The organism is Pseudomonas sp. St29 (genome assembly GCF_001547915.1).
GTDB lineage: Bacteria > Pseudomonadota > Gammaproteobacteria > Pseudomonadales > Pseudomonadaceae > Aquipseudomonas.
Genome location: NZ_AP014628.1, coordinates 4777820 through 4803413, shown reverse-complemented (window position 1 = coordinate 4803413; position 25594 = coordinate 4777820). Strand labels below are relative to the sequence as shown.

Below are 25594 nucleotides of genomic sequence, written 5' to 3'. Positions count from 1 at the left end.
CCGCTCCTACGCTGCCCTTGTAGGAGCGGGCTTGCCCGCGAAAGCGCTTCTCAACGCTTGACCTGTTTGAGCGTCTCGGCGATCAGGAAGGCCAGTTCCAGGGACTGGTCGGCGTTCATCCGCGGGTCGCAATGGGTGTGATAGCGGTCCGACAGGCCGTCTTCGGTGATCGGGCGGGCGCCGCCGATGCACTCGGTGACGTTCTGTCCGGTCATCTCGATATGGATGCCGCCGGCATAGCTGCCTTCGGCCTGATGCACCTGGAAGAACTCTTTGACCTCGCTCAGGATCTGCGCGAAATCCCGGGTCTTGTAGCCGCTGCTGGCCTTGATGGTGTTGCCGTGCATCGGGTCCGAGCTCCAGAGCACCTGCTTGCCTTCGCGCTCGACCGCGCGGATCAGCTGTGGCAGGTGGTCGCCGACCTTGTGGGCACCCATGCGCACGATCAGGTTGAGCCGGCCTGGATCGTTGCTCGGGTTGAGGATATCGATCAGGTGGATCAGTTCCTCGGTGTTCATGCTCGGGCCGACCTTGACCCCGATCGGGTTGTTCACCCCGCGCAGGAACTCGACGTGAGCACCGTCGAGCTGGCGGGTGCGGTCGCCGATCCACAGCATGTGGGCCGAGCAGTCGTAGTAGTCGTTGGTCAGGCTGTCGCGACGGACGAAGGCTTCCTCGTAATTGAGCAGCAGCGCTTCGTGGGCGGTGAAGAAGCTGGTTTCGCGCAGTTGCGGCGAGCTGTCCATGCCGCAGGCGCGCATGAAGGCCAGGGTTTCATCGATGCGATCCGCCAGCTGGCTGTACTTCGCGGCCAGGGCCGAGTTGGCGATGAAGTCCAGGTTCCACTTGTGCACCTGATGCAGGTCGGCAAACCCGCCCTGGGCAAAGGCCCGCAGCAGGTTCAGGGTGGCGGTGGCCTGGTGATAGGACTGCAGCAGGCGGTCCGGGTCCGGTACCCGGCTTTTCTCATCGAAACCGATGCCGTTGACGATGTCGCCACGATAGGCCGGCAAGGTCACGCCATTGATGGTTTCGTCGTTGGCCGAGCGCGGTTTGGCGAATTGCCCGGCCATGCGTCCGACCTTGACCACCGGGCAGCCGGCGGCAAAGGTCATGACAATCGCCATCTGCAGCAGCACCTTGAAGGTGTCGCGGATTTTCGCCGCGGAGAATTCGGCAAAGCTTTCGGCGCAGTCGCCGCCCTGCAGCAGGAAGGCGCGACCCTGGGTGACTTCGGCGAACTGGCGGCGCAACTCCCGGGCCTCACCGGCAAACACCAGCGGTGGATAACTGGCCAGGGTCTGCTCGACCTGCAGCAGATGTGCGGCGTCGGGGTACTGGGGTTGTTGCTGGATCGGCAGGGCGCGCCAGCTGTCGGGGCTCCAGGGTTGGCTCATCGCGGACTCGAGTGTTTTACGGTGGGAGGGGCATGTTAGCAGCAAATTAGTGCGTGACCTGCTCCTCTCGCTTGGCCGACAATCGCGCCTTTCCCGCTCGCTGCCGAGCGGTTGGTTTCTCGCGCCGGCCCGATTGCGGGCCCCGCGACTAGGAGATGAAATGACTGAGGAGCGCGTCGAGCGTGTGCTCGCCGAGGTTCATGACGAGTTCGGCATGATTCGGGTATTGGAAGTGGCGGACTACCGCTTCCTCGAATTTGGCGACGCCATCGAGCAAAGCTGCGTGTTCACCGCCGACCCCAGTTGGCTGGAGTACGACTACACCCGGGCCATGCTGATCGGTGCCCTGTGTCATGAGGCGCCGGAGAGCGCACTGTTTCTCGGCCTGGGCGCCGGGACCCTGACCCAGGCCTGCCTGAAGTTCCTGCCCCTGGAAGACGTCGAGGCCATCGAACTGCGTCCGGATGTGCCGCGCCTGGCCATCGAGTACCTGGGGCTGGACGACGATCCGCGTCTATATATAAGAATCGGCGATGCCCTGGAGCTGCTGGACAGCGCCGAATCCGCCGATCTGATCTTCGTCGACCTGTACACCGATGTCGGCCCCGGCGTCGGCCATCTGGCCTGGGGGTTTCTGGAAAACTGCCAGAAGCGCCTCAATCCCGGGGGCTGGCTGGTGATCAACCAATGGGCCACCGATGATGGCAAGCCCTTGGGCGCCGCGCTGTTGCGCGGGCTCTATCACCGGCATTACTGGGAGCTGCCGGTGAAGGAAGGCAACGTGATTTTGATCGTGCCCTCCGATCTTGATCAGACGCTCGATCTGCCAGCTCTGAATGCCCGGGCCGAAGCCCTGGCCCCGCGCCTGGGTTACTCCCTGCAGCCGCTGATCAAGGCCATTCGCCCCGCCACTTAAACCCCTGCCAGGCCACGGCTGGCCGGCGAAGACAATCCGCCGGCCAGCCGGTTCAACAGCCCTTGAACACCCCGGGGCGTTTCTCGATCATCGCTCGCACCCCTTCCTTGGCGTCCTCGCTGTTCATCAGCTTGTGCACCAGCGGCGGCAGGCCCTGAGCGGCCAGTGTTTCGCCCTCAAGCCGGGCCTGACGCGCCGACATCAGCGTCGCCTGCACGCCCAGCGGTGCTTGCCGGGCGATGCGTTCGGCCAGTTCCACGGCCCGGGGCAGCAGGTCTTCGCTGGCCATCACCTCCTGCACCAGTCCCAGGCGCAGCGCTTCATGGGCGTCGAACTCATCGCCGGTGAGCAACCAGCGCATGGCATTGCCCCAGCCGGCCAGTTGGTGCAGGCGCAGGGTCGCGCCGCCGAAGGGAAATATTCCGCGTTGCACCTCCATCTGGGCAAAGCGCGTATTGCTGGCACACAGATTGATGTCCGCCGCCAGCATCAGCTCGATACCGATGGTCAGGCAGTAGCCCTGCACGGCGACGATCACCGGCTTGCTCACCCGCGGTCCGGCGAACACGCCCCAAGGGTCGCAGCCGCCGGGTGGTGCCTGCCAGCCCTGGGCCAGGGCGGCACCGACATTGGCCAGGTCCAATCCCGCGGTGAAGTGCTCGCCGTGGCCGAACACCACGGCGATCCGCGCCTGGCTGCTGGCTTCGAACTCGCCGTAGGCCAGGCTCAGCTGGTTGAGCAGCTCCAGGTCGAAGGCATTGCGCTTGGCGACCCGGTCCAGGCCGATCAGGAATAGGTGACCGCGCAGTTCGCGGCTGACACGGCTGGCACTGGGCTGATTCATGGACGCGATCCTCAAGGGGTTAGAGGGAATGGGCGAGACGGCTTTCAAGCACCAGGGTGAATCGTTTTAGCGGTGACGACCAACAGCGGCGGGCCCAAGCAAAATAGCGCGCCCTTCGAGTCTGCGCAAAGCCCGTGACCATCGGGCGTTGAGCGGATTTTTCCGATAAAAAAAACTCCCTTTTTTTAGTAATTCCGGTATAGTGCGCGCCGGCCTTTAGCCGGGCCACGTTTAGGTAATGCAATTCCCCGAAGTCAGCTTCGGCTGCTTGTCCGCTGCGCGGACTATCCTTGACGATCCATTCATCCAATCGTTTTCGCAAATCCCCGCCGACAAAGCTGCCAGGGTGACTCTTGAGTCTTACACGGCATGCGCAGCTTTGGAGCATGGGTCTTTGCGGATGCACTTAGAGGCAGACCCATGACCCAGGAAATCGGCGGCTTCGCCGCTCTTGAACTTCATCCCAATATTGTTGCTGCAGTAGTCGCTACCGGCTATGAAGAGCCTTCGGCTATTCAGCAGCAGTCGATCCCGATCATCCTTGCCGGGCACGATATGATTGGCCAGGCGCAAACCGGTACCGGTAAAACCGCTGCCTTTGCCCTGCCTATCCTGCACCGCATTGATCCGTCCAAGCGCGAGCCGCAAGCTCTGATCCTGGCCCCAACCCGTGAGTTGGCGCTGCAAGTTGCAACCGCTTTCGAAACCTACGCCAAGCAGATGCCGGGCGTGACTGTTGTGGCCGTCTACGGCGGTGCGCCGATGGGCCCACAATTGAAAGCAATCCGGAATGGCGCACAGATCGTTGTCGCCACACCGGGCCGTCTGTGCGACCACCTGCGTCGCGACGAAAAAGTGTTGGCCACCGTGAACCACCTGGTTCTCGACGAAGCCGACGAAATGCTCAAGCTGGGCTTCATGGATGACCTGGAAGTCATCTTCAAGGCCATGCCTGAGTCCCGCCAGACCGTACTGTTTTCGGCCACCCTGCCGCAGTCGATCCGGGCCATTGCCGAGCGTCACCTGAAAGACCCGAAACACGTCAAGATCCAGAGCAAGACCCAGACCGTTACCGCGATCGAGCAGGCTCACCTGCTGGTTCACGCTGACCAGAAGACCTCTGCCGTTCTGAGCCTGCTGGAAGTTGAAGATTTCGACGCCCTGATCATGTTCGTGCGTACCAAGCAAGCGACCCTGGACCTGGCCAGTGCCCTGGAAGCCAAAGGCTACAAGGCCGCTGCGCTGAACGGTGACATTGCCCAGAACCAGCGTGAGCGCGTGATCGACTCCCTCAAGGATGGTCGTCTGGACATCGTTGTGGCCACCGACGTCGCCGCTCGCGGTCTGGACGTACCGCGCATCACCCACGTATTCAACGTGGACATGCCGTACGACCCGGAATCCTACGTGCACCGTATCGGCCGTACCGGCCGTGCCGGTCGCGAAGGTCGCGCACTGTTGCTGGTGACTCCGCGTGAGCGCCGCATGCTGCAAGTGATCGAGCGTGTGACCGGTCAGAAGGTTGCCGAAGTTCGCCTGCCAGACGCCCAGGCCGTTCTTGATGCCCGCATCAAGAAGCTGACCAACAGCCTGTCGCCGCTGGTGGCCGATGCCGAAGCGACCCACGGCGAGCTGCTGGATCGTCTGACCGCCGACATCGGTTGCAGCCCGCGTGCTCTGGCCGCGGCCCTGCTGCGCAAGGCCACCAACGGTCAGGCGCTGAACCTGGCAGCCATCGAGAAAGAGCGTCCACTGGTGCCCAACAGCGCGCCACGTGGTGATCGTCCTGAGCGTTCCGGCGATCGTCCTGATCGTGGTGACCGTGAGCGTCGCGCGCCAATGCCTCTGGGCGAAGGCCGTGCTCGCTGCCGTACCGCGCTGGGTGCCCGTGACGGTATCGCTGCCAAGAACCTCTTGGGCGCGATCCTCAACGAAGGTGGCCTGGCCCGTGAAGCCATCGGTCGCATCCAGGTGCGTGACAGCTTCAGTCTGGTCGAGCTGCCGGAAGACGGTCTTGACCGTCTGCTGACCAAGCTCAAGGACACTCGCGTAGCTGGCAAGCAGCTGAAACTGCGTCGCTACCGCGAAGATTGATCCGCCCTCGGGCTGATTGATCAGGCATAAAAAATCCCCGACTGGTTCGGGGATTTTTTTTGCCTGGAGTTCGGGCCGGGACTGTTCGCCGGCAAGCCGGCTGCTGCGCGGCGGTGTAGCAGCCTTGGCGCTGAGGCTTCAGCCAAAGCGGTAGATGTCCATGCCCAGCGCGCCCAGGGTGAAGCCCTGGTGGGCCACGCTGAATTCGCCACCGGCACCTCGGGCGAAGTACAGCGGCAGCAGGTGTTCATCGCTGGGATGGCTGCGCACGGCATGCGGTGCCTGCTGCCGGTAATCATGCAGGGCCGCTTCATCATTGGCCGCCAGTTTTTCGATCATCCAGTCACGAAAGGCCTTGGCCCAGGGTTCGACGCTTTCCGGACCGGCGTGCCAGTCCAGTTCCCGCAGGTTGTGGGTGATGCTGCCGGAGCCGATCAGCAACACGCCCTGTTGCCGCAGGCCTGCCAGGGCGTGGCCGATACGGGTCTGCAGGGCCGGGCCCAGGCGACTGGGCAGCGATAGCTGGATCACCGGGATGTCCGCTTGCGGGTACATCAGCGACAGCGGCACCCAGGCGCCGTGGTCGAAGGGGCGCTGGTTGTCCAGCTGCGCCGGCAGGCCGTCGGCCTTGAGCAGCTCCACCACTTGTGCCGCCAGTTCAGGATCGCCGGGAGCCGGGTATTGCACGGCAAACAAGGCGGCGGGGAAGCCGCCGAAGTCATGCCAGGTTTCCGGATGAGGGTGGGCGCTGACCCGCAGATCCTGGCTTTCCCAATGGGCTGAAACCACCAGGATCGCCTTGGGGCGTGGCAGCTGTGCCGCCAGGTTGGCCAGGGCGGGACCACTGGCACCGGGTTCCAGGGCCAGCATGGGAGAACCATGGGAGATAAACAGGCTGGGGAGCATGAGGAAGGTCCTGAAGGTTAAGATGCGCCATCTTCAATCAGATCATTGATCTAAATCTAATATAAGTTTTAGCGCTTTTTGATCGAATTTTAAGGACTTCTCATGCAAGCGGACTTTTGGCACAAGCGTTGGGAGCGGGATCAGATCGGCTTTCACCTGGCAGAGGTCAACCCCTACCTGCAGCAGTACTGGCCGGCTCTGGGGCTGGCAGCACAAACCCGTGTGCTGGTGCCGTTGTGCGGCAAGAGCCTGGACTTGATCTGGCTGGCCGACCAGGGCTTCGAGGTGCTGGGCATCGAGCTGGCGGAAAAGGCGGTGGAAGATTTCTTCCGTGAGCATCAGTTGCAGCCGCAGATCCGCCAGCACGGAGAGTTCAAGGTCTATGCCCAGGGTCCGATCCAGCTCTGGTGCGGCGATTTCTTTGCCCTGACTGCCGAGGACACGGCTGGTTGCACAGCCCTGTACGACCGTGCGGCCATGATCGCCTTGCCCCCGCCGATGCGGCAGCGTTACACCGCCCACCTCAATGGCCTGTTGCCGGAGGGCAGCCAGGGGCTGCTGATAACCATGGACTACGCCCAGGAGCAACTGGACGGGCCGCCATTCGCGGTGCTCGACGATGAAGTTCACCAGCGCCTGGGGGAGGTCTGGCAGCTGCAGGTCGAAACGGAGCGCGACATTCTGGGAGAGAGCTGGAAGTTTCTCCAGAGTGGCGTGACCCGGCTGGTGGAGCGGGTCTATCGCCTGAACAAGCAAGGTGTCCGTGAATAGGCTTTATTGGCGGCCATGCAAAAGGGCGACTCGCGTCGCCCTTTTGGGTATGGCCTTGCAGTGGATCAGCCGCGACGACGCAGGGCGTCGATACGCTCTTCCAGCGGCGGGTGGCTCATGAACATGCGAGCCAGGCCCTGTTTGATGCCGCCATTGATGCCGAAGGCGTTCAGGGTGTCGGGCATATGCACCGGCAGGCCCTGTTCCGAACGCAGGCGCTGTAGGGCGCCGATCATGGCGTTGGTGCCGGCCAGGCGGGCACCGGCTTCGTCGGCACGGTATTCACGCTTGCGCGAGAACCACATGACGATGGCGCTGGCCAGGAAGCCCAGGACCAGCTCGGCGAAGATGGTCGCCACGTAGTAGGCAATGCCCTGGCCTTCTTCGTTCTTGAAGATCACCTTGTCGACGAAGTTGCCGATGATCCGCGCGAAGAACATCACGAAGGTGTTCACCACGCCCTGGATCAGCGCCAGGGTCACCATGTCGCCGTTGGCAACGTGACCGATCTCGTGGGCCAGCACGGCTTTCACTTCATCGGGCGAGAAACGCTCCAGCAGGCCCTGGCTGACCGCTACCAGGGCGTCGTTCTTGTTCCAGCCGGTAGCGAAGGCGTTGGCCTCGTAGGCCGGGAAAATACCCACTTCGGGCATCTTGATCCCGGCTTCGCGGGACAGTTGCTCAACGGTTTGCAACAACCATTGCTCATGGCGGGTGCGCGGTTGAGTGATGATCTGCGTGCTGGTGCTCATCTTCGCCATCCACTTGGAGATGAACAGCGAGAACAGCGAACCGGCAAAACCAAAGACGGCACAGAAAATCAGCAGCTGATTGAGGTTGAGATCAACCCCATTGGCCGCCATGAACCCGTTGAAGCCGAAAAGGCTCAGGGTGATGCTGGCAATCAGCACGACCGCAAGGTTAGTGGCCAAAAACAGCAGGATTCGCATCATGGTTGTAGAAATCTCCTCAAGCTAAAGATGTAGCGTACTGCGGGGTATATAAGGTGCGGCAACGGCCTATTCAATACGGCTTCTATTTCAAACTGTGTCGTCTAGCCCCAGTGTTAGGCGCTTGCATTGACGCGGCGCGAGCGATTGTCGGATGGGGCAATCAACCGGCTGCGGTGCAGGGTTTGTGACCATGGGCCGGGCGGAAAGTGCAAGCTTATAGAAGGGGCGTGGTGCAGGGCAGTGAAGATGTGTTGCTGAATTAATCGCAGTGCGACCGGGTAAGGATCGCACTGCGTGATTCGGATTACTGACGGTAGGACTTGAGGAAACTTCCGATCCGACCAATGGCCTGTTCCAGGTCATCCACCCGCGGCAGGGTGACCACGCGGAAGTGATCCGGCCAAGGCCAGTTGAAGGCGGTGCCCTGGACCACCAGGAGTTTTTCCGAAAGCAGCAGGTCGAGAACGAACTTCTCGTCGTTATGGATCGGGCAGACTTTCGGGTCGATCCGGGGGAAGGCATACAGCGCGCCCATGGGTTTCACGCAGCTGACCCCGGGAATGTCGTTGAGCAGCTCCCAGGTGCGGTTGCGCTGTTCCAGCAGGCGGCCCGGCGGCAGCACCAGGTCGTTGATGCTCTGGTAGCCGCCCAGGGCGGTCTGGATCGCGTGCTGGCTGGGCACGTTGGCGCACAGGCGCATGTTGGCCAGCATGTCGATGCCTTCGATATAGCTCAGGGCATGTTGCTTGGGACCGGAAATCGCCACCCAGCCGGAACGGAAACCGGCCACGCGGTAGGACTTGGACAGGCCGTTGAAGGTCAGGCACAGCAGGTCCGGTGCCAGGGAAGCGGTGCAGATGTGCACGGCGTCGTCGTAGAGGATCTTGTCGTAGATCTCGTCCGAGAACACCACCAGGTTGTGCTGGCGGGCCAGTTCCAGCATGCCCAGCAGCACTTCCTTGGGGTACACGGCGCCGGTGGGGTTGTTCGGGTTGATGATCACCAGGGCCTTGGTGTTCGGGGTGATCTTGGCCTTGATGTCGGCCAGGTCCGGCCACCAGTTGGCCTGCTCGTCGCACAGGTAGTGCACCGGGTTGCCGCCGGCGAGGCTCACCGCGGCGGTCCACAGCGGATAGTCCGGGGCCGGCACCAGCACTTCGTCGCCGTTGTTGAGCAGGGCCTGCATGGCCATCACGATCAGCTCGGAAACACCGTTGCCCAGGTAGATGTCTTCAATGCCGATGCCTTCCACCTGCTTTTGCTGGTAGTACTGCATCACCGCCTTGCGCGCACTGAACAGGCCCTTGGAATCGCTGTAGCCCTGGGCGGTGGGCAGGTTGCGGATCACGTCCTGGAGAATCTCGTCCGGCGCTTCGAAACCAAAGGGCGCCGGGTTGCCGATGTTCAGCTTGAGGATGCGATGGCCTTCCTCTTCCAGACGCTTGGCGTGCTTGAGCACTGGGCCGCGAATGTCATAACAGACGTTGGCGAGCTTGTTCGATTTGCTGACCTGCATGGCGATGTGTTCCCGAAAATGAACGATCCAGGCGGAGGATGAACTACCGTACTGGGAATCCTGCCGTGTCACACCGGCCTGTAGCCCGCACCGGCTGCGGCAAAATCCGTTTGAATGGGTGTAACGCGGCTGCCAGACTGGCGTCTGACGAGGCGCAATCATACGTGCCGCCCGATCCGTGGAAAAGACACAGATCGGGCTTTTTCCGTTGCAGAGGAAGGACCATGGAAAAGCTGGAAAAAACCCTGGAAGAGTGGCGGGCGATGCTCGATCCGGAGCAGTACAACGTCTGCCGGCTCAAAGGCACCGAACGCCCGTTCTCGGGCAAGTACAACGCCACCAAGACCGATGGCGTCTATCACTGCATCTGCTGCAACGAGCCGCTGTTCGACTCCCGGGCCAAATTCGACTCCGGTTGCGGCTGGCCCAGTTTCTACGAGCCGATCGCCGACAGCGCCATGGTCGAGATCCGGGACATGAGCCACGGCATGATCCGCACCGAAGTGGTCTGTGCCAAGTGCGATGCCCACCTGGGCCACGTCTTTCCGGACGGTCCGCCACCCACCGGCCTGCGTTACTGCATCAACTCGGTGTGCCTGGATCTCTCGCCGCGCTAGGGCACAAGGCGACTCTTGGGTCGCCTTTTTATCAATTAAATTGCACACAATTTAATTGGGCGCTATTTTTACCGACTCTTATCCTGAGTGGAATTGCTGCCATGACCGACTCGCTGCTGACTATTCCCTGCACCACCATCAAGGGCGAACACAAGACCCTGGCGGACTTCGCCGGCAAGGCCGTGCTGGTGGTCAACACCGCCAGCAAATGTGGCTTCACCCCTCAGTACAAGGGGCTTGAGCAGTTGTGGCAGACCTACAAGGACCAGGGCCTGGTGGTGCTGGGTTTTCCCTGCAACCAGTTCGGTAAGCAGGAGCCGGGTGACGAAGGGGCGATTTCCGAGTTCTGCGAGCTGAACTATGGCGTCAGCTTCCCGCTGTTCAAGAAGATCGACGTCAATGGCGCCGCGGCCCACCCGCTGTTCGTCCAGTTGAAGAAGCGCGCGCCCGGTGTCCTCGGTTCCCAGGGCATCAAGTGGAACTTCACCAAGTTCCTGATCGGTCGGGACGGCAAGCTGGTCAAGCGCTTCGCTCCGGCGACCAAGCCCCAGGACCTGACCCGCGAGATCGAAGCCCTGCTCAAATGAACGACCTGCCCGTGGATGCCTCCCTCCAGCTCGACCGCCAGCTGTGCTTCAAGCTGTACGCCGCCTCGCGGGCGGTGGTGCGTGGTTACAAGCCGATGCTCGACCGCCTCGGCCTGACCTACCCGCAGTATCTGGTAATGCTGGTGCTGTGGGAGTGGCAGGCGACGCCTGTGCCGCAGCCGACCGTCAAAGCCCTGGGGGAGCGTCTGTTGCTCGACTCCGGAACCCTGACCCCGCTGCTCAAGCGTTTGCAGCAACTGCAGTTGGTGCAGCGCCAACGTTCCGGGCGCGATGAACGGGAAGTGCACCTGAGCCTGAGCGAAGCCGGACTGGCTCTGCGGGATCAGGTGCCGCCGCTCAAGGCGGCGCTGTTGTGCGACAGCGGCGTCGATCTCGACAACCTTGATCCCTTGCGCGACGGCCTCGATCACCTGCTGCAGCAGATCAGAGCCTTGTCGTAGTCGGCACCCACTGGTCCAGCAGGGCGATCAGTTCCTCGCGGCGAAATGGCTTGGCCAGGTAGTCGCTCATGCCCGCGGCCCGACAGCGTTCACGTTCCTCGGGCATGGCGTTGGCGGTCAGGGCAATGATCGGCAGGTCCGGCCAGCGTCCGCTGCGACGGATCTGCCGGCTGGCCTCGTAACCGTCCATGACCGGCATGTTGCAATCCATCAGCACCAGATCGAAGCGGTTGTGCTCCAGTTGGTTGAGGGCTTCGGCACCGTGGGCGGCCACGGTCACCGCGCAGCCGAGTTTGCTCAGCATGCCCTTGGCCACCAGTTGGTTCACCGGGTTGTCTTCCACCAGCAAAATGTCGGCCCGACGCCGCTGCGTCGGCATGTTCAACTGGGCGTCGTTGAGGGTGATGGTTTCCGCCAGCAATGAACGGCGCAGGGTCTGATACAGGGCATTGCGCGCCAGGGGACGGGCCTGTTGCTGCAGTGGCGCCAGGGCGCTGGCCTCCTCGCTGGGCAGGAAGCTGCCATAGGCGGTCACCAGCAGGATCGGCGCGGTGATGGCCGGGCGCAGGCCAAACAGGCATTCCGGGCAATCGGTGATCAGCAGGTCGGGATTGATCCCGGCCAGCGAGGCCTCGATGTCGTAGCGCCGGTAGTCCAGGCCCCAGGTCGGCAGCAGGGAGTCGAGCAGTTCGGCCAGGCCGCTACCGGCATCGGTAATGCCCACGACCTTTCCGGACAAGGCCGGCGGCGGGGCCGAAGGCGTATGGCAAGGCAGCGGCAGATCGGCGCAGAACTGGCTGCCGAAACCGACTTCCGAACTGATGGTCAGGCGCCCGTGCATGGCTTCGCACAGGTTGTTGGTCAGCGCCAGCCCCAGGCCGGTGCCGCCGTACTGGCGGGTGATGCCGGCGCCCGCTTGGGTATAGGGCTGGAAAATCTTCACCTGGGCTTCCTGGGCGATGCCGATGCCGGTGTCGCAGATCTCGATGCGCACCCCGTCACCCAGCGTGCTCAGGCGTACATCGACCCGGCCGAAGCGAGTGAACTTGAGGGCATTGGACAGCAGGTTGCTGACGATCTGCCGCACCCGCATCGGATCCCCCAGCACCAGGGCTGGAAAGTCCGGAGCGATCAGGCAGGCCAGTTCCACGCTGGCCGCGGCGTTCTGCGACAACAGGTTGGCGGTGTCCTCCACCAGCACCCCGAGATCGAAGGGAATGCGCTCCAGTTCCAGCTGCCCGGCGTCGAACTTGGACATGTCGAGAATATCGTTGAGCAGCTCCACCAGCACCTTGCCGGAGTCGTGGGCGATGGACAGCTGCTGGCGCTGTTCGGGGTTCAAAGGGCTGTCCAGGGCCAGGGCGATCATCCCCAACAGGCCGTTGAGCGGGGTGCGGATCTCGTGGCTCATGTTGGCCAGGAAGGCGGCGCGGGCCTGGGCCATGTCCAGCGCGGTGCGTCGGGCAAGCTCCAGTTCTTCGTTGGACTGGCTGAGCCGGGCGTTGCTGGCCTTGAGCTCGGTGGTACGCGCCGAGACGATGTTTTCCAGTTGCCCGAGGTACTCGGTCAGGCGGTTCTCGGCAATGCGGCGCTGCTGGATTTCCGTGGCCATGATCTCGAACTGCTGGTTGGCGACCTTGACCAGCACCCCGACTTCATCGTTTTCATGGCCCGGGGGGAATTCCAGCGGAGTCTGTTGCGGGCTGCGCGGATCGCGGCTGCTGAGCTCGCGGATCACCCCCACCAGCGGCTTGGTCAGCATCACGTAGAACAAGGCCAGGAGAATCCCGGTGAGGATCAGGCTGCGGGCAAAACCGTTGATCAGGGTGACCTCGGCGCGGCGCAGGAAGCGACTGCCGAAGGCATAGGTGTCCACGTCCAGGTGCAGGGTGCCCAGGGATTCTTCCGGCAGGTGGCTCAGGTACAGGCGGTCCTCGAACTGGCGGTCGGCGCCGAACAGGAAGTCGCTCAGGGCCCGGTAACCGCTCTGTTGCGGCGGGCGCTCGACGTTGGCCAGCAGGGTATTGTTGTTGTCGATCAATTGCGCGCGAATGATCGCCGGGGAGCGCAACAGGCCCAGGGTCAGCTCCTGGGCCAGTTCGGCGTCGATGTTGTAGGCAATGCGCGAGGCCGGGTTGTGGCTGATTTCCAGCAATGACTGGATTTCACGATTGATGGAGGCGTCTTCACTGGCATAATCGATGCCGATTTGCAGCAGACTGAGCGCGGTCCCCAGAATGAACCCCACCAGCACGGTGAGCCGGGCCTGTTTATAGGACAGGCGGTTGGTGAACTTGATATCCATGGGGGGCTGAACCACTTTCGTTTCCCTTCGCTGCGCAAGCATAGCTGATCATCTTTGGTTGCCGGTCGGGTCGGCAGCAGCTGACAAGGCGATAGACCCTTTGATCAGGACGGCGTTTGGTCTGTGTGCCGCATCATTACCTTGAACGTGCCTGAGGAAAAGCCGTGGATGCCCGATTGAATGCATTTCTTGAACGTGCCGACGCCGTGCTGGCCCGGATCGAACCGCTGTTGCCGACCCTGCGCCAGAACATCGACTGGAACCAGTGCCTGGCCGCGCGCTGGCAGCGCGAGGGCCGCAGCGGCTTCCTGCTGCCCCTGGAGGTCAGCCTGGACATGCGCCTGAGCGATCTGATCGGGGTCGACAAGCAGCGCGAGCAACTGGCGCGCAACACCCGGCAATTCCTCGATGGCCTGCCGGCCAACCATGCGCTGCTCTGGGGGTCGCGTGGCACGGGCAAATCCTCCCTGGTGCGCGCCTTGCTGGCCGAACATGCCAAGGGCGGCCTGCGGCTGATCGAGATCGAGCGTGATCACCTGGCGGACCTGCCGCGGGTGGTGGAGCAACTGGTCAAGCTGCCCCAGCGTTTCGTGCTGTTCTGCGATGACCTGTCGTTCGAGGCCGGCGAGGGCGATTACCGGGTGCTCAAGAGTGTGCTCGACGGCTCCCTGGAACAGGCCCCGGAAAACGTATTGCTGTACGCCACGTCGAACCGCCGGCACCTGGTGCCGGAAAAGGAAAGCGACAACGAGAACTGGAAGCGCGTCGACGGCGAGCTGCACCCCAGCGAAGCGGTGGAGGACAAGATCGCCCTGTCGGACCGCTTCGGCCTGTGGCTGTCGTTCTATCCCTTCACTCAGGAACACTTTCTCAATGTGGTGGAACACTGGATCGGCGAGCTGGCGCGCAAGGCCGGCTTGAGCTGGCAGCGCACGGAGGAGCTGGACATTCTGGCGGTACGCTGGGCCACGGGCCGGGGTAACCGCAACGGCCGGTGTGCCTATCAATTTGCCCGCTATTGGGTGGGCTTGCAGTTGTTGGAGCAAAAAGCATGATCGATTTGCAAAGTGCCGGCCAAGGTCTGGATGGCTACGGGCTGCTGTGTGCCCAGCTGGAGTCGCTGTTGGCCGATGAGCGTGACTTCATCGCCAATGCCGCGCAGTTCTCGGCGTTCCTGTTCAGCCAGCTCGACGACCTGAACTGGGCCGGCTTCTACCTCAACCGCAACCAGGAACTGGTGCTGGGTCCGTTCCAGGGCCAGATCGCCTGCGTGCGGATTCCCTTCGGCCGTGGCGTCTGCGGCACTGCCGCGGCCACCCTGCAGACTCAGCGGGTAGAGGATGTGCATGCCTTTGCCGGACACATCGCCTGTGACAGCGCGTCCAACAGCGAGCTGGTGGTGCCCCTGGTCAAGGACGGCCGGCTGATCGGCGTGCTCGACCTGGACAGCCCGAAGCTGGCCCGTTTCAGTCCGGTGGACCAGGCCGGGATCGAGCAACTGGCGGCGATCTTCCTGCGCCTGAGTGACTGCTGACCGCCATCAGGCGGTCAACCCTGCCTTTTTCAACAGCGCGTCCCGATCCACGGCATCGATCTGCTCCGGCACCAGGAAGCGCTCGGCGTAGCGCTGATAGATCTGCTCCTGGAGAAACAGCTCGAACAGCTCGGGATCGATGTGGGCGTCGCGGCACATCATGGCCATGATGTTCAGTGCTTCGCTGAGGGTCTTGCCCTTCTTGTAGGGGCGGTCCGCGGCGGTCAGGGCCTCGAAGATATCGGCGATGGCCATCATCCGCGCCGGCAGGCTCATCTGTTCGCGCCTGAGCTGCTTGGGGTAGCCGCTGCCGTCCATCTTCTCGTGATGGCCGCCGGCGATCTCCGCCACGTTCTGCAGGTGGCTGGGGAAGGGCAGGTGGTTGAGCATGATGATGGTCTGCACGATGTGGTGATTGATCACATAGCGCTCCTCGGCGGTCAGCGTGCCCCGGGGCACGCTCAGGTTGTACAGCTCGCCGCGGTTGTACTTGTGGGCCGGCACCTGGAGCTTGAAGCCCCAGGGATTGTCCGCGGTCATGATCTCCACCGCGCTGCGCTCGAACAGGTGTTCCGGCTTGTCCGCCAGCAGCCGCTCCTGCACCGGCAGGCTGGGCGCCGGCGTGCGTTCCTGGCGCCGCAGCTCTTCCCAGGACACCCCCAGGCGATCGTCCAGGGTCCGGCTCCAGGTGCGCTGGGCGATATTCTGCAGGCGCTGCTGGTCGGCCTCGGCCATGAACTCGGCCCCCAGGTTGCAGCGCGCGACAAAGGCGAAGTCATCGTCCAGGGCACGCAGGCGCTCGTCGCGGCTGGCGGCCTGGGCAGTGACTTCCGCCCCTTCGGCCACGGCCCGCCAGTAGTCGATCCAGGCATCGCGCTTGAGCACTTCGAAGCGGGTACGGATTTCATGGATCCGATCGTTCAGGGTTTCCAGCTTGGTGGCCTTGTCCACCACGTATTCCGGGGTCGTGACCTTGCCGCAATCGTGCAGCCAGGCCGCGATATGCAGGGCTTCCCATTCGTCGTCGGTGGGCTGGTAGGCGGCGAATCGCGGGTCGTGGCTGGCGGCCGCGGCCTCGGCCAGCATCAGGGTCAGGGCCGGCACCCGCTGGCAGTGACCGCCGGTGTACGGGCTCTTGGCGTCGATGGCGCCGGCCAGTAGCTGGATGAAGGCGTCCAGCAGTTGCTTCTGCTTGTTCTGCAGGCGCTGGCTTTCGATGCACAGCGCGGCGGTGGCGGACACCGCCTGGATAAAGGCGATCCGATCCGGGCTGAGTTTGTCCAGGTCCGCCTCGGTGCCGCTGTCCTCCAGAAACAGCAGGAGCATGCCCACCATTTCGTGATGGCGGTTGCGCAAGCGCAGGCCCAGCAAGTGGGCGCTGGGACTGTCCAGGGCCAGCAGCACGCTTTGCAGGCTACCGGCCTGTTCGAAGCCCAGGGTGGTGACCACGGTGTCGCTGTCGGTGAGTTGGCGCAGCCAGTCCGGCAGCCGGTGGTCGGTCAGGTCCTTGGTGGCGATATTGAAGCGCGGTAGATCCTGATGCTCGCCGTCGATGATCAGGCCATAGGGTTCCAGGCGCGCGCCCTTGCTTTCAGAGAGGTAGATCAGGCCGGCCTTGGCCTGGGCCAGCTTGACGGTTTCCGACAGCACTCGTTGCAGCAGCGGGTCGAAGCGGGTTTCCGCCGACAGGCTGGCATTGATCTCGAAAAAGCTCGCCAGGGTGTCTTTCATCCGGGCCATGGACAGGCTCAGTTGATCCACTTCCAGCACCGGCGAGCGGCGTGACATCGGCACCTTGAAGTCGAAACTGCGGATGGCGTCGGCCTCTTGCACCAGGGCGCGCAGCGGTCGCACCAGCACCCGCGAGATCAGCCAGCCCAAGGGCAGGCACAGCAGCAGGATGGTCAGGGTGATCAGCGCGCCTTGCCAGCGCAGGCGATAGGCATCGGCCAGCAGCTCATCCTCGGGCACCAGCAAGGCCAGTTGCAGGCCGCCCGGCCCGCCCTCGGCGATCCGGTTGCTGGCGGCGATCCAGCTGCGCCCCTGGGACTGCAAGTGGCCGTTTTCCGCCTGCTCTCGCAGCAGCGCGCCGAACACCGGATTCAGGGCATTGGCCTTGATCAGGCGTGCGCTGTGCTTCTCCAGGACCAGCTTGTCGCTGTCGGGATAGGCCACGACGTTGCCCCGGTCGTCGAGCAGGGCAATCTCGGTGCCGGGGGTGACCCGGTGCTTGGCCAGGGTCGAGGACAGTTGTTCCAGCGTCAGGTCGGCGCCCATCACTGCCAGGTTGCCGCTGCTCAGGGCCAGGGTGGTGCCGACGTTGTTGGTGGAATAGAAGACATAGGGCTCGGTGGTGATCTGCTCGGTTTCGCTGCGGGCGTTGGAAAACCAATCGCGGTTGCGAGGGTCGTAGCCCTCCTGCGGGTGCTCCAGGCGGCCGATCATCGAGAGCTGCGAATCGAAGAACAGTGATTGTGAGTGCATCTGTCCGGCGTTGGCGTCGCGCTCGATGCTCCAGACTTCGTAGGCACTGTTGGGCGGCGCCTGGCGCTGATTGCGGATAGCCGCGTCGCGCAGGGGCCGCACCATGAAGAAATCGCCATTGGCATACCCCAGGTACAACGAGGCCAGGTTCGGGTTGTCCTGCAGCGACTGGCTGAACGGCCTGAGCAGTGCCAGGCGTTGCTCCAGGTTGCCGCTCTGGGTCGCCGGGTCCCCGGCCAGCAGGCGCAGCAGATGGCGGATGGGTTCGTAAGTGGACTTCAGGTCGCCGCGCACATCCTGTTCGATGCGCTGGAAGAGCTTTTCGCTGCTTTGCAGGATGATGCGGGTGGTCTGTCGGTAGTTGTAGATCCCCAGGATGACCCCGGTGAGCAACATCAGCAGGGTGAACATCACGCTGATGTGGATATGAAGAGGAAAGCGACGGAGGGCAGGCGTTGGCGTGCTCGGCATTGCAATTCTCTCCGGAGGCGCATGGGGCTGGGTTCTAGGCCCAAGCATAGTTAAGGCCGGCTCTTCCTGCCTTGGCCCCGTCGGCTGCGGGTTGACGGGGCTGGCCTGCAGGGACGGGTGGCGAGGCAATACTGGCCCTTTGATATTTATCTGGCAAGCGCAGGCTTCATGGCGGATTCGTCAGCTGCGGGGCGATGCTTTTCTGCCCTGTGGCTTGCGTCTTGGAGGGCTCGGGTGGCGGGTGATCAAGGTGGCGATGCAAGGACTGGGCGAAGTGCACCAGGTCCCGGTCCAGGCGGCGGACCGCAGCGCTTATCGCCTGCTGTGCAGCCGGTTGCAGGCAAGCCTGTTCCAGAGCCTCGCACCCGGCTTGCAATGCCCCGGCCCCGACCATCAGCGCCGAGCCCTTGATCTTGTGGGCCAGGGCCACCAGCGCCCGGGGATCACTGGTCGGGATCTGCTCCAGCTGGCGCCGGTCTTCCTGGCAGCAGCGCAGCAACTCGTTGAGCATGCGCCGGGCGAACAGCGGCTTGCCACGGGTCAGGGTCCGCAAGGCGCGGATGCTGAAGCTGTCGGGCCGAGGCCGGGGCTTGAGGCTCGCCAGCCTGCGGCTCAAGTGCTCCAGGCCCAGGGGCTTGGCCAGGCAGTCGTGCATGCCGGCGTCGAGGCCGCGCTGGAGCGCTGGCGGGTCGGTGTCGGCGCTGCAGCCGATCAGGGTGGTCGCCGGTCGCTGCTCCCGTGTTTCGTGCTGGCGTATGGCCTCAGCCAGTTGGTAGCCGTCCATCGATGGCATGTTGCAGTCGAGGATCAGCAGGTCGAAGTCGCCTTGGCGCCACAACTCAAAGGCCTGGCGTCCGTCGCTGGCGCAGGTGACCCGGTGTCCGAGGTACTCCAGCTGGCCCTGCAGCAGGGTCAGGCTGGCGCGGTGATCGTCTGCCAGCAGCACATCCAGCGGCACCGCCGTGGCGGGCGGCGGCTCTGTGGCACCCGCGGCGGCTTGGGCGGTGCGGCCGCTCAGGGGGAGCCTGACCCGCGCCTCGCAGCCGGGGCCGCTGCGCCCGTGCAGGCTCAGGCTGCCGCCCATCTGCCGGCACAACTGGTGGCTGATGGGCAGGCCAAGCCCGGCGCTGTTTCGCGGCGACTGGCTGTCGGCGTCAAGCTGGGCGAAGGGCAGCAACAGCCCCTGGCGTTCCTGCTCGGGAATGCCGATACCGCTGTCTTGCACTTGCAACAGCAGCTCGTACCGATCCTGGCTTGCGGCGGGCTGCAAAGTCGCCCTGACCTGGATCGCGCCCTGCTGGGTGAACTTGATGGCGTTGCTCAACAGGTTGCCCAGCACTTGCTTGAAGCGCAGAACATCGATCAGTACCTGGGGAACGGGGCTGGGGGCGTTGAATTCCAGCTCCAGCGCCAGGTGCTTTTGCCGGGCCTGGGCGTGGAACACCCCGATCTGCCCCTCGATGCAATCGCGCAGGTCGACCCAGGTCGGGTTCAGGCGCAGGTGGCCGGACTCGATCCGGCTGATGTCCAGCAGGTCATCCAGCAGTTCCTTGAGGTCGCCGGCCGCGCCCAGCGCCAGCTCCAGCGGCGCGTGGGTTGGCGAACTGTCGCCGGTGCGGCGCAGCACCAGCTCCAGCAAGCCGATCAAGGCATTCAACGGGGTACGGAGTTCGTGGCCAAGGTGCCCGAGGAAGCGGCTCTTGTTGCGATCGGCCGCTTCGGCGCGCTGCTTGTCGGCCTCCAGGGCCGTCGCCGAGCGGGCCAGTGCCTGCAAGTGCCGGCGCTGCTGGCGCAGTTGCCGATAGAGCCGGACCTGGTTCAGCCATGAAGCCAGCAGTATCAGGCTGATGATGCCAACGGGCTGGAGCAGGGTGTCGATCATCGCTCGGCCGCTCGCCGCGACGGTGGTATCGGCAACTGGTGTCTCATATCAGTTCATTGCGCTTGGCCATGTCCACCAGTTCATTCATCGAGGTGGTGGCCAGTTTCTGCATGATGCGTTTCTTGTAAGTGCTGACGGTCTTGTGGCTGAGAAACATGCCCGTGGCAATTTCCTTATTGGTCTGGCCCATGGCGAAAAGTTGCAGAACCATCAACTCCCGATCACTCAAGGAGTTGAATTGGGCCAACTCCAAAGTTGCTCCCAGGGCGGTCCGGTCAAGGTGCAGGGCCTGGCTGGGAAAGTAGTTGTAGCCGTTGCAAATGGCTTTGACGGCACTGAGCAGTTCGCTCAGGTCTTCGCACTTGCACACATAGCCACTGGCCCCGGCGCGCATGCAGCGACTGGCAAACAGGGCCGCGGACTGGGCCGTAAGCACCAGGATGCGCATGGATGGGTGCATGTTGCTCAAGCGCTCCAGCAGCTCCAGGCCATCGAGCTTCGGGATGCAGATATCGAGGATGACCAGGCTGGGTTCGCATTCGCGGACCATTTGCAGGGCATCCACGCCGTTATCGGTTTCACCAATGATCTGATACCCCTCGTGTTCCAGCAGAATACGCACCGCCATGCGTATCACGGGATGATCGTCAATGATAAGTACTGAGCCCATGTTGGCCTCCTGCCGATAAAGGAAAGTCCGAACAGTAGCCCAGCCGCGGGAGCGGAAATAGTTGCGAAAGTGTTGAAAAAACCAATCTAAGACAGGTCTTACAACGAATAAGGGGAGGTATTACAGCCGGTTGGCTGTCACGTGAAGTTAAGGCGGAGCGCAGCGCCCCTGAACCCGGAATAAAGGCCCCGGCGCGAGTCCGTGCAGGCCGCCCCCCGCGAGGAGGGCGGCCCGGGCCTCATGGGGTTTTCTGATCGATGCCGGCTTGCAGCAGCTGGCTGTCGGTATGGCCGCCGATCCGCAGCGGACCGAGGTTGAACGCCTGGTCCTGGCGGGTGGCGTCATCCTGTTTGCGGGTCAATTCGGCCACGCTGCCGGTGGCAATGTTGACCGGTGACTTGGACAGGTTGGCGCCGACGTCCACGCGCAGTTCCGAGCCGGCCAGGTCGGTTTTGCTGACCTTGGACCCCCCCAGTTCGACGCGACCCTCGCTGGCCCCGATGCGCGCACCGGTGAGCTGGGTTTCGCCGCTGACCTTCAGGTTGACGCCCTGCTGGGTACTGATCCCCGAGGCCTGTTCCACGCGGTTCTTGCTCTCGTGGCTGACGTTCAGGTTCAAGGTCGGGGTATAGGAGGTCTGACCGCTCTTGTCGCCAAACAGCACGCCTTCAGCGGTATTGGCCACTTTGCTGCCGGTGGTGTTCTTCTCGCTGACCGAGTAGCTGTCGCTGGTTTTCGGCCAGAAGCGTTCCTTCAGGCTGGAGAAGCGATTGCCCACGGCGTCGGCCTTGTCGGCCAGGTAGTTCTTGGCCTTGTCCACGCCGTTGCCAAAGGCGCCGCGTGGCTCGGGGTTGACGTCGTAGCTGCCGCTGCGGCTGAGTTTTTCTCCCAGGCGCTCCTTGGCGTCGCTCGCCTTGGCGACCAGGTTGTCCTTCGCCGAGCCGAGTTTGTCGACGCTCTTGTCGACGGCGTTTTCCAGCTTTTCCCGGTGCTGGTCGAAGCCTTTTTCGGCCTTGGCCTTCAGGTCGTCCTTGAGCGGACCGGCCGGCTTGGCCAGCTTGTCCACCAGCCCCGGCTGGTTCTTCGCCACTTCCAGCTTGGCGTCGATATTGACCTGGGTGCTGCGCAGCCGGTCCTGGCGGCTTTCGATGTCGAGGTTGCCACCGATGGCCCCGTCGAGGCGTTGCGCGTCGATGTTGGCGCCGGCCAGGTGCACGTTGCCGGCGCTGTTGAGGGTCACCTGATCGGCCTTGATCAGGCTGTTGTGCTGAGTCGTGTTCTGGCGCTGATCGACGTCGATCTTGGCCCGGGCATTGATCCCGCGATCGACTTTCGGCGAGTCGTGCTCACCGGCATCGGCCAGGGTGGTCTTGCCCATGCTGCCACCGGCGCCCAGGGTCAGGCCCCAGTTGTTGTGGACCTGGGTGGACTGCGCCGACTCCTGGTAGATGCCGCCCTGGGCCGCATCCAGGACCACCTTGGCGGCGTCGATGCGCGTGCCCTGCAGGTGAATGGCGCTGTCGCCCTCGGCGGCGCTGGCCAGGCGTACCTGGCCCTGGCTGTAGAGCTGGGCGCCGCGCTGGCTCTGGTCGTTTTCATTGACCCGGCCGATGTTGAAGTTGGCACTGAGGTTGACGCTCTTGCCGCTGCTTTGCTCGCTGCTGGTCTTGCTGCCACCGGCCGTGAGGCCGCCACCGAGGTTGCTGCCCTGGCTGTGGTGGGTGTCCACCGCGGCTTGCAGGTCGAGCTTGCCGCCGGCGTCCAGGGTGATATCGCCGGCCGGACGCGCGGCGTTGCCGATCTGCGTGCCTTGCAGCGTCAGGTCGCTTGCACTCTTGAGGTTGACCGGTCCCTGGCCCTGGATGCTGGCGACCCGCGCCTGGCTGTCCTGCTGTTCGAGGCCCTTGTGATCCAGTTGCAAGCCGGCGCCGACATTGAGGTTGGTGCCGCTGCTACCTGGAGTGGTGCCCAGGGTCAGGGAGGCATCGCCACGCAGGCTGGAGTTGCTGCTGCTCTGGCGGTCGTTGGCCTGATTCAGCGCCAACTGGCCACCGCTCTTGAGGTCGACGCCGCCCTGGCCACCATTGAACTGGCTGCCTTCGAAGCGGGCATCGCCACCGACCTTGATGTCCACGCCCTGGCTGCCTGCGTAGCTGCCGACCTGGGCCTTCTCGGAGCTGCTGGTGACGTTGCTGCTGCCACCGGCACCGCTGCCACGGATGTTCAGGTCTTCACCGGTGTTGGTGTAGACCCGCACGCCAACCTTGGCGTCCACGGCCTGTTCGCTGCTGCTGTGGGTATCGCTGGCGGCACTGGCCAGCAGGCTGCCGGCGTCGATCTTCAGCGCGCCGTCGGTGGCGCGGTACTGGGTGCCCTGGTCCTTGAGTTGGCCGTCGGCCTTGACAGTGACCTGGGCGCCGCTCAACTGGCTGACCACGGCGGTGCTGGCGCTTTCATTGCGCTGGCGGTTTTGGTGGCTGACGTCCACATCGAGCCCGACATTGGGCTGTTCCAGGGCATCGAGTACCCCAGGCTGATGGAACTTGCGTTGGGCCACGCCCTGGATGGCTTTTTCGATGGGGCGGGTGACGCCCTTGTATTCGACGTTGGCGCCGACATCCACCGCCCAGTTGTTCTCCTTGTGGCTGCTGCTTTCGCGGTTGTGTGCGGCCTGGTTGTCGATCTCGGCTGCATTGACCTGCAATGCACCGCCAGCCTTGACCTGTGCGCCTTCGGTGGTGAGGCGGTTGCCGGCATTGATGGTCAGGTTGCCGCTGGCAGCGATGTTGCTGGTCTGGGCAGTGCTCTTGCTGCTGCTGTCCTGGCTGCTGGTGTGGGCCACTTCCAGGCCATTGCCGGCGCGGTCCAGGCCGCCGGTGTAGTAGAAGCCGCCACCGGTGGTGGTGCTGTCGGTGGTGTTGTCCGCGGCCAGCAACTGCACATTCTTGCCGCTCAGGCTGGCATCGCCGGCCGTGGCCGCAAGGTCGCTGCCTTGTACCTTGAGGTCCTCGCCGGCAGTGACCGCCAGGGTGCCGCCAGTGAGGCTGGAGGCCTGTTGCCGGGTGCTGTCGCTGCTGTCGTTGCGCTGCTCATCCTGGTAGCGCACCCCGGCCCGGTACTGGCCGGTGCCCGGAGCGTTTTCCTTGGCGTAGGCGTCGAAGCCGCGCTTCTGGGTGCTGCTGCTGTCGTGCCGGGTGTCTTCGGCTGCGACGACCTTGACCGTGCCCTTGGCGCTGGCGTCCAGGGCTCCCGCAGCGGCGACCTGGGAGCCGCTGATGGTCAGGTCCTCGGCACTTTGCAACTTCAGGTTGCTGTCCGAGCGCACCTGACTGCCGACGGTGGTGCTGCCTTGGCTCTGCTGACGGCTCTCGTCCTTGGTGATGCCAAAGAACTTGCTGTCCTTGCTGTGGCTGTTGCGATGGGAGGTGTCCTGCACGCCGTCGATGGTCAGCGAGCCTTTGTTACTGATGACGCTGGCCTGGGTGGCGCCCCGGGCCTGGCTGCCGCTGATGCGCACGCTGTCGGCACGCACGATCAGCTTGCCGTCGGCGTTGACCTTGCTGCCCTGGTTCTCGGTCTTGCCCTGGTCGCCGTCGGCGTTCTTGCCGAAGAAACCACCGCCCACCAGGTCGCCGGAGTAATGCTGGTTGCTCTGGCTCTGCTGGCGGCTGGCGCTGGTGATGTCGACGTCCTTGGCGGCCAGCTGGATGTCGCCCTTGCTGTGCAGCTCGGCGCCTTCAAGGCGCAGCTTCTGCTGGCTGTCGAGTTGCAGTTGCTGGCCGCTCTTGAGCTGGCTGGTGACGCTGCGCTGCTGGCTGCTGGCGTTGTCCCAGTTTTCCTTCCACAGGTGCTTGCGGTGCTGGCCCTGGTCGCGCTGGGTGTGGGTTTCGGTGGCGGCGGTCAGTTGCAGGTCGCCGCCACTCTGGGCGTTGAGGTTGTGGCCGGCCTCGACGCTGCTGCCCTGGATCCGGGTATTGGCGCCGGATTTCAGCTCCGCGTCATGCTGGGCCAGCACCTTGTTACCGTGCTGGCGTGTTTCGCTATCGGTCTGGGTAGCGTCGTAGGTCTCCCAGGTGATGCCGATGGTGCTCTTGTCCCACTGTTGGCGTTTTTCCTGGAGCTTGCGGCTTTCGATACTGCTCAGGGTCAGGTTGCGCCCGGCATCGAGCTTGACGTTGCGGCCGCTGACGTCGGTAGCCGCCAGGGTCAGGTCCTTGGCGCCGTGCAGTTCGATATCGCCCTGGCTGCGCACCCCGGCGCGAACCGCGTCGAGGCTGTTGTCCACGGCCTGGCCGCGGATGTCCAGGTCACCGGCGGAAGTCAGTTTGACCCCGTCGCGGCCGTCCACCTGGACGGCGCCGACGCGCACCCCGGCGCCTTCAGCGGTGCTGACGATATTGATCCGCCCGGCCTGCATGGCGCCGAACAGGCTGGCATCGATGCGCTGGTCCTGGGTGTGGCTGGTCGGGTCGACCTTCAGCACCTTGCCGCTGGGGTAGTCGAGCTGATTGCGGCCCACGGTAACGTTCAACTGGTCCCGGGCGGCGAGGCTGCCTTTGCTGTCGATGCGTGGGGCGATCAGGTTGATCGAGCCCTCGGCGTTGCGCAGGCCGCCGCCGTGGATATCCAGCTGGCCCCGGGCGTCCTGGGTGTTGAGCCCCTGCAGCTTGCCGTCCTGGAGTTCCGGGCGACCCACCACCAGGTTGGCGTTGGGGGTGTTGATGAAGCTGCCGCCATTGACCGAAATGCCGTTGGGGTTGGCCAGCACGAAGTCGGCGGCGCGGCCGAAGATTTCCTGGGCGCCATTGAGTTGCGAGGCGTTGCGGCTGATCACTTCGTTGAGGATCACGCTGGCCGCCTGGCCGTGGAGTTGCTGGTTGGCCGCCAGTTGCCCGGCCAGTTGCGACTGCCCGGCTTGCAGGGCGTTGTTCAGCACCACCCCCTGTTGCCCGACGTTGTAGTCCAGGAACTGGTTGTGGGACAGGCCGCCGGCATTGGGCGCGACGATGTTGACGATGGGCACGCCGCCCTGGTTCTGCAGTTGCGGGGTGCCGCCGGGGCCCTCGACCACGGTGATACCGCCGGCCAGGGCCAGGGGCAGATGGGATACCAGCAGCAGGCCGGCGATGGTCCAGCGCAATCTGCCCTGGGGCGAAAGGTTGAAGCGGTGAGTGTTGTCAGGCATG

General features: G+C 63.8%; 18 protein-coding genes and 1 pseudogene. 8 read left to right on the top strand and 11 right to left on the bottom strand.

Annotation, left to right across the window (positions count from 1 at the left end):
* Positions 1-50: 50 nt before the first annotated feature.
* On the bottom strand, positions 51-1397 hold the full coding sequence (locus tag PST29_RS21085; protein WP_060844280.1) for a class II 3-deoxy-7-phosphoheptulonate synthase: 1347 nt from the start codon (positions 1395-1397) through the stop codon (positions 51-53).
* A 160-nt stretch (positions 1398-1557) separates the two neighbouring features.
* Between PST29_RS21085 and PST29_RS21080 the strand changes: the two genes are divergently transcribed.
* Positions 1558-2313 (top strand): spermidine synthase, encoded by a 756-nt coding sequence (locus tag PST29_RS21080; RefSeq protein WP_060840411.1) that lies wholly within the window; start codon positions 1558-1560, stop codon positions 2311-2313.
* A 52-nt stretch (positions 2314-2365) separates the two neighbouring features.
* Here PST29_RS21080 and PST29_RS21075 read toward each other — a convergent pair whose 3' ends face one another.
* Both PST29_RS21075 and PST29_RS32190 read right to left on the bottom strand, forming a co-directional pair.
* Positions 2366-3157, bottom strand: a complete 792-nt coding sequence (locus tag PST29_RS21075) for a crotonase/enoyl-CoA hydratase family protein (protein ID WP_016968523.1) — start codon at positions 3155-3157, stop codon at positions 2366-2368.
* Between the two features lie 19 nt (positions 3158-3176).
* Positions 3177-3467, bottom strand: a complete 291-nt coding sequence (locus PST29_RS32190) for a hypothetical protein (protein ID WP_162492867.1) — start codon at positions 3465-3467, stop codon at positions 3177-3179.
* A gap of 76 nt (positions 3468-3543) precedes the next feature.
* Between PST29_RS32190 and PST29_RS21070 the strand changes: the two are divergent.
* Positions 3544-5251: pseudogene (locus PST29_RS21070) on the top strand (DEAD/DEAH box helicase).
* Between the two features lie 138 nt (positions 5252-5389).
* Here PST29_RS21070 and PST29_RS21065 read toward each other — a convergent pair.
* The gene (locus tag PST29_RS21065) at positions 5390-6157 is read right to left on the bottom strand and encodes a DODA-type extradiol aromatic ring-opening family dioxygenase (protein WP_060844279.1); all 768 of its coding nucleotides are present in this window, start codon (positions 6155-6157) and stop codon (positions 5390-5392) included.
* 102 nt (positions 6158-6259) lie between these two features.
* On the opposite strand from PST29_RS21065, the gene PST29_RS21060 reads away from it, so the two are divergent.
* On the top strand, positions 6260-6928 hold the full coding sequence (locus PST29_RS21060; RefSeq protein ID WP_060844278.1) for a thiopurine S-methyltransferase: 669 nt from the start codon (positions 6260-6262) through the stop codon (positions 6926-6928).
* Between the two features lie 65 nt (positions 6929-6993).
* On the opposite strand, the gene htpX is transcribed toward PST29_RS21060, so the two are convergent.
* Positions 6994-7881, bottom strand: a complete 888-nt coding sequence (gene htpX / locus PST29_RS21055) for a protease HtpX (RefSeq protein ID WP_016965069.1) — start codon at positions 7879-7881, stop codon at positions 6994-6996.
* A 304-nt stretch (positions 7882-8185) separates the two neighbouring features.
* Complete coding sequence (locus tag PST29_RS21050; protein WP_016965070.1) at positions 8186-9397, bottom strand: pyridoxal phosphate-dependent aminotransferase; 1212 nt, start codon at positions 9395-9397, stop codon at positions 8186-8188.
* Between the two features lie 224 nt (positions 9398-9621).
* On the opposite strand from PST29_RS21050, the gene msrB reads away from it, so the two are divergent.
* The 3 genes from msrB (at position 9622) to PST29_RS21035 (ending at position 11062) form a co-directional block, all read left to right on the top strand.
* The gene (gene msrB, locus PST29_RS21045; protein WP_060840408.1) at positions 9622-10014 is read left to right on the top strand and encodes a peptide-methionine (R)-S-oxide reductase MsrB; all 393 of its coding nucleotides are present in this window, start codon (positions 9622-9624) and stop codon (positions 10012-10014) included.
* A gap of 101 nt (positions 10015-10115) precedes the next feature.
* Entirely contained in the window at positions 10116-10601 is a 486-nt protein-coding gene (locus tag PST29_RS21040) for a glutathione peroxidase (protein WP_060840407.1), read from the top strand.
* Positions 10598-11062, top strand: coding sequence for a MarR family winged helix-turn-helix transcriptional regulator (locus PST29_RS21035; protein WP_060840406.1), 465 nt, complete (start codon positions 10598-10600; stop codon positions 11060-11062). The genes PST29_RS21040 and PST29_RS21035 overlap by 4 nt, the downstream gene beginning before the upstream one ends.
* Here the strand turns inward: PST29_RS21035 and PST29_RS21030 are convergent.
* A complete protein-coding gene (locus PST29_RS21030; RefSeq protein WP_060844277.1) occupies positions 11046-13367 on the bottom strand; it encodes a hybrid sensor histidine kinase/response regulator in 2322 nt (773 codons plus the stop codon). The two genes, PST29_RS21035 and PST29_RS21030, sit on opposite strands and share 17 nt — an antisense overlap.
* Positions 13368-13531: 164 nt before the next feature.
* Between PST29_RS21030 and PST29_RS21025 the strand changes: the two genes are divergently transcribed.
* Together PST29_RS21025 and PST29_RS21020 are read left to right on the top strand one after the other, a co-directional pair.
* Positions 13532-14422 (top strand): ATP-binding protein, encoded by an 891-nt coding sequence (locus PST29_RS21025; RefSeq protein ID WP_060840404.1) that lies wholly within the window; start codon positions 13532-13534, stop codon positions 14420-14422.
* The gene (locus tag PST29_RS21020; RefSeq protein ID WP_060844276.1) at positions 14419-14901 is read left to right on the top strand and encodes a GAF domain-containing protein; all 483 of its coding nucleotides are present in this window, start codon (positions 14419-14421) and stop codon (positions 14899-14901) included. Before PST29_RS21025 ends, PST29_RS21020 begins: the two co-directional genes overlap by 4 nt.
* A gap of 6 nt (positions 14902-14907) precedes the next feature.
* Here the strand turns inward: PST29_RS21020 and PST29_RS21015 are convergent, their stop codons facing one another.
* The 4 genes from PST29_RS21015 to PST29_RS21000 form a co-directional block, all read right to left on the bottom strand.
* Positions 14908-17856: an HD domain-containing phosphohydrolase gene (locus PST29_RS21015; protein ID WP_060844275.1), complete on the bottom strand. Its 2949-nt coding sequence runs from the start codon at positions 17854-17856 to the stop codon at positions 14908-14910.
* A gap of 166 nt (positions 17857-18022) precedes the next feature.
* Entirely contained in the window at positions 18023-19738 is a 1716-nt protein-coding gene (locus tag PST29_RS21010) for a response regulator (RefSeq protein ID WP_060844274.1), read from the bottom strand.
* Positions 19739-19781: 43 nt separating this feature from the next.
* Complete coding sequence (locus PST29_RS21005) at positions 19782-20408, bottom strand: response regulator transcription factor (protein WP_060844273.1); 627 nt, start codon at positions 20406-20408, stop codon at positions 19782-19784.
* Between the two features lie 238 nt (positions 20409-20646).
* The gene (locus PST29_RS21000; RefSeq protein WP_060844272.1) at positions 20647-25593 is read right to left on the bottom strand and encodes a hemagglutinin repeat-containing protein; all 4947 of its coding nucleotides are present in this window, start codon (positions 25591-25593) and stop codon (positions 20647-20649) included.
* Position 25594: the final 1 nt, after the last annotated feature.